The organism is Herbaspirillum sp. B65 (genome assembly GCF_000333555.1).
Lineage (GTDB): Bacteria > Pseudomonadota > Gammaproteobacteria > Burkholderiales > Burkholderiaceae_D > Herbaspirillum > Herbaspirillum rubrisubalbicans.
Map to the genome: position 1 here is coordinate 1 of NZ_BADI01000280.1, position 4,083 is coordinate 4,083.

At 63.2% G+C, this 4,083-nt stretch carries 3 protein-coding genes and 2 pseudogenes; all 5 read right to left on the minus strand.

Features of this window, described 5'->3' with window-relative positions; all coding sequences use genetic code 11:
- Window positions 1-338 (minus strand): annotated as a pseudogene (locus I5W_RS34395) (UvrD-helicase domain-containing protein); the annotation flags it as partial.
- A 60-nt stretch (window positions 339-398) separates the two neighbouring features.
- A pseudogene (locus I5W_RS34400) lies at window positions 399-869 on the minus strand (serine hydrolase domain-containing protein); the annotation flags it as partial.
- Between the two features lie 19 nt (window positions 870-888).
- Window positions 889-1,659: an enoyl-CoA hydratase/isomerase family protein gene (locus I5W_RS07340; protein ID WP_044528738.1), complete on the minus strand. Its 771-nt coding sequence runs from the start codon at window positions 1,657-1,659 to the stop codon at window positions 889-891.
- Window positions 1,656-3,251: a GMC family oxidoreductase gene (locus tag I5W_RS07345; RefSeq protein WP_148289053.1), complete on the minus strand. Its 1,596-nt coding sequence runs from the start codon at window positions 3,249-3,251 to the stop codon at window positions 1,656-1,658. Before I5W_RS07345 ends, I5W_RS07340 begins: the two co-directional genes overlap by 4 nt.
- Window positions 3,252-3,309: 58 nt before the next feature.
- Window positions 3,310-4,083, minus strand: a 774-nt coding sequence (locus I5W_RS07350; RefSeq protein WP_044528740.1) for a cytochrome P450, incomplete at its 5' end; no start/stop codon positions are given.

A 4,083-nucleotide genomic window follows, 5' to 3' on the forward strand; every position in this document is an offset into this window, starting at 1 on the left:
TCGCGCAGCGGCTGGTTGCGCGAGAGCAATTCATAGGTGCGCAACAGCAACTCGGGGAAATCGACCACGCCTTCGCGCTGGCATTGCTGATCGTAGAGTTCGTAGAGTTCGACGAACTNGCGGTNGTAGTCGTCGTAGGCATCCACGTCCTTGGCGCGCAAGCCCTGGTCCTTGGCGCTGTTGATGAAGTACATCAGGTTGCGCGGCGGATATTTCTCATCGTCCACGTTCATCTGCTTCAACAGGCGCTTGATGGCCGAGAGCTGGTCTTGCGTATCCAGGATCTGGAAGGTCTGCGGCAGTCCGGCATCCTTGTGATGCGCACGCAGCAGGCGGTTGGAACGATGCTTCGGATCGGCGCGCCGCACCAGTTCGCCGACGATCCAGCCGAAGGTCATCGACAGGTACAAGGTCTTGGTGCCCGGTTCCGCCAGCGGTTCCAGGTCGGCGATGGCACGCGTCATCCAGTCCCAGTCGCACATGCGTTCGGGCGTCACGCCGAGCGGCATCTGCGGCACGCAGGCGCGGTGCGTCAGCACGTCGCGCACCGTCGTGGCCTGCTTGCCTTTGGCGCCATATTCGGGCCAGTAACGCACCACCGGGGCGTCGTAGTCGATCAGGCCGCGGTCAGCGAGGATATGCAGCGCGGTAGCCGCGACCGCCTTGGTGACCGAATATACGTTGAACAGGGTATCGCCATCGACCTTGCGCCCGCTCTGCTGGTCAGCGTAACCGCTCCAGGCATCGATGACCAGTTTGCCGTCGAGGTAGGCAGCAACCTGGACACCGATCTCCCCTCCCTCGGTGGTGGCGTGATCGAGTGCTTGCTGGACAATCGCGTTGGCTTCGGCGTTGATATCGTTTCTCATGCTCTGTCTCCGGTATTTTTCATGATTGCGGGGTATGGGTCGCGATCAACGCCAGCCCTTCCAAAGCGAGGCCATAGCCGAGCTCGTCGAGCATACGGCGCTTCAACGCCTGGGTCAGGGTGGTACGTGTGGCGTGCAGTGCCGCCGTCGGCTGCAGTGCGATTTGACGCGCCAACTGCCAGGCACGGTCCATCACCTGCTGCGGCGCGAGCACCTCGCCGACTACACCCAGATGCTGCGCCTCGACCGCGGTCAGGCGCTGGCCGGTAAGCAGAAAATAACGTCCACGGTTGGGGCCCAGCAGCATTGGCCACACGATATGCGCACCGTCGCCCGGTGCGACGCCGAATACGAAGTGCGCCAGGTCGGCGATTTCGGCCGTATCTGCCGCGAGCACGATGTCGGACAAGGCCACCAGCTCCGCGTGGATGTAGGCCGGGCCATTGAAGACGCCGATGACCGGCACCTCGATGTCCAGCAGGTTCATCAGCATACGGCGGCCTTCGCGCTGCAAGCGCGGCCAGTTCGCCGCGGTCGGGTCGCGTGGGATCTCGGCCGGGTTCATCCCGACGCAAAACGCATCGCCGCTACCGGTGAGGATGACGACGCGGTTGCCAGCGTCGTCCGCCACTTCCCGGAACGCCTCTCCGAGCTGCGTATGGATGCTGCCGTCGAGTGCGCCCCATTGCAGAGGCCCGCCGTTGGTGTGCAGCGACATATGCAGGATGTTGTCCTGACGTTCGAACCGGATGTTGGCGAACCGGTTGCGATAATGTTCGAGATCGCTCATACGGCATCCTCCAGGATGAGGTCGGCGGCGTGCCACGCCATCGCCATCATGGGACCGTTCGTGTTCCCGGAAATCATGGTAGGCGTCACCGACAGGTCCATGACACGTAAACCCTGGACGCCGCGCACGCGCAAGCGCGAATCGAGCACGGCCATGGGGTCGCTCCCCATCTTGCAAGTGCCGCAGGCATGGAATCCAGACTGGCCGTGGCGACGGAACAGGTCGACGATCTCGTCATCGGAATGTACCTGCTTCCCGGGTCTGGTTTCCTCATCCACGAGATCGCGCAGCGGCGCCGCGGCCAGCAGCTTGCGCATGAAACGGAACGCCCCTACGGCGATGTTGCGGTCGCGTGGATCTGCCAGGTAGTTCGGCACGATTTCCGCCGGCACGTTTGGATCGGCCGAGGTAATGAGGACGTGCCCCCTGGCTTTCGGGGACGCAGCGGAAACGCAAACAGCTGCATACCAGGGAAAGATCGAAGCCATAGCCACCGCACCGAAATCGAGCGAGTACGGCGCCATCATGAGCTGAGCGTCCGCGCGCGGCGACGCAGGGTCGGCACGGAAGAATCCACCGACCTGGTAACTGCCGAGCGCCATCACGCCGCTTTTCAAAAGAAAATACTGCGCCGCGTTGCGCATCAAGCGCATACCGGCGAACTCCCGGTTCTGCGAATCCTGCCAATGCTTCAGTTTTGTCTGCAGCATGTAGAGCAGGTGTTCGCGCATATTCATACCCACACCTGGGCTATGCGCCACTACCGGTACGTCGAGCGCGCGCAGGCGCGCGGCGTCGCCCACGCCTGACAGTTGCAGCAGCCGCGGACTCTCCAGCGCACCAGCCGCCAGGATCGTCTCGCGGGCCGCGCGCCAGGTGGTTTCCTTGCCACCGCGGCTGCAAACCACGCCGACCGCACGGACACCTTCGAACAGAACACGCTTGACGACAGTATCAGTGATGACCGTCAGGTTAGCGCGCCGGCGCGCCGGTTCCAGAAACGCGTGCGCGGCGCTCTGGCGACGACCGTTCGCGATCGTATAGGCCAGGTAGGCTACGCCCTCGTGATCAAGGCGGTTGATGTCCTCGTGGCGCTTGAGCCCGAGAGCGCGGCAGGCCTCCAGCACGGCGTCGCCGAGACGATCGCGCTGCGCGTAGGTCGAAATCTTCAGAGGACCTCCGGCACCGCGCAGCTCGTCGGCCCCGAGCGCATGGTCTTCGATACGCCTGAAACAGGCACCCACCTTGTTCCAGCCCCATCCATCCACGCCAAGAGCCGCCCAACCGTCGTAGTCCTCGGGATGACCACGCATGTACACCATGCCGTTGATGGCGCTGGAGCCACCGAGCATCTTCCCGCGCAGCCAGACTTCAGTGCCCGCATTCTGGTCGCTTGTCACTGGAATGAAATGCGCGTGCTTGGGATCGCCCAGCAATTTGCCGAAACCCTTGGGCATGCGGATCAGGGGGCTGGTGTCTTCCGGACCGGCCTCGATCAGCAAAACGCTGCGCCGCGGATTTTCGGACAGACGGTTGGCCAGCACACAGCCGGCCGAGCCGGCACCCACAATAATGTAGTCGAACGTTGACATCGCACTGTCTCCCCGCCTGGGCGGTTGGTTGGTATTGTTATTGATTGGTGCGTGGCTCTCAGTCGAACAAGACGTGAATCGACTGCGGCACTCGCATCATGATTCCCTTGATGGCCGGTGCCGGCATGTCCGGGTCGAGTCGCACGTTGGGCAAGCGGTCCAGCACGGCGTTCAGGGCGCGCGTCATTTCCACCCGCGCCAGGTGCTGACCGATGCACACGTGCGGGCCATAGGAAAACGAGAAATGGCGCGCCGACTGGGTCCGGAAGATGTCGAACCGGTCGGGATCGACGAAACGGGACTCGTCACGGTTGGCGCCTCCGGCAATGACATCGATAAAGGTGCCGGCCGCAATCTCGACCCCGCCCAACACGGTGTCAGTAGTGGCCATGCGCGACTGCATCAGCACCGGGCCATCCCAGCGCAGCGCCTCCTCGATGGCCTTCGGCACCAGCGTGCGGTCGCGGCGTACGGCGTCGAGCTGGTCCGGATTGCGCAGCAAGCCGGTCAGCAGCACGCTCGTGGCGCGGTAGGTCGTGTCGCCGCCGGCGTTGACAAGCTGGCGCAGGAACGAGATCAGGACTTCTTCAGGCAGGTATTCGCCATCGACTTCGGCCGTGGCCAGCATACTGACCAGGTCATCGCCCGGATGCGCGCGGCGCTGGGCGACCAGCGCCTTGAAATAGGCGCCCAGCTTGCTGGATGCTTCCACCCCATGGTCGCGATCGAAGATGACGACGGTTTGTGCAATAGCCAGTTTGTGAAACACCTTGACGTCATCGACCGGCAGCCGCAGCTGCCGGAAAATCACGTGAACGGATAGGCAAGGGAA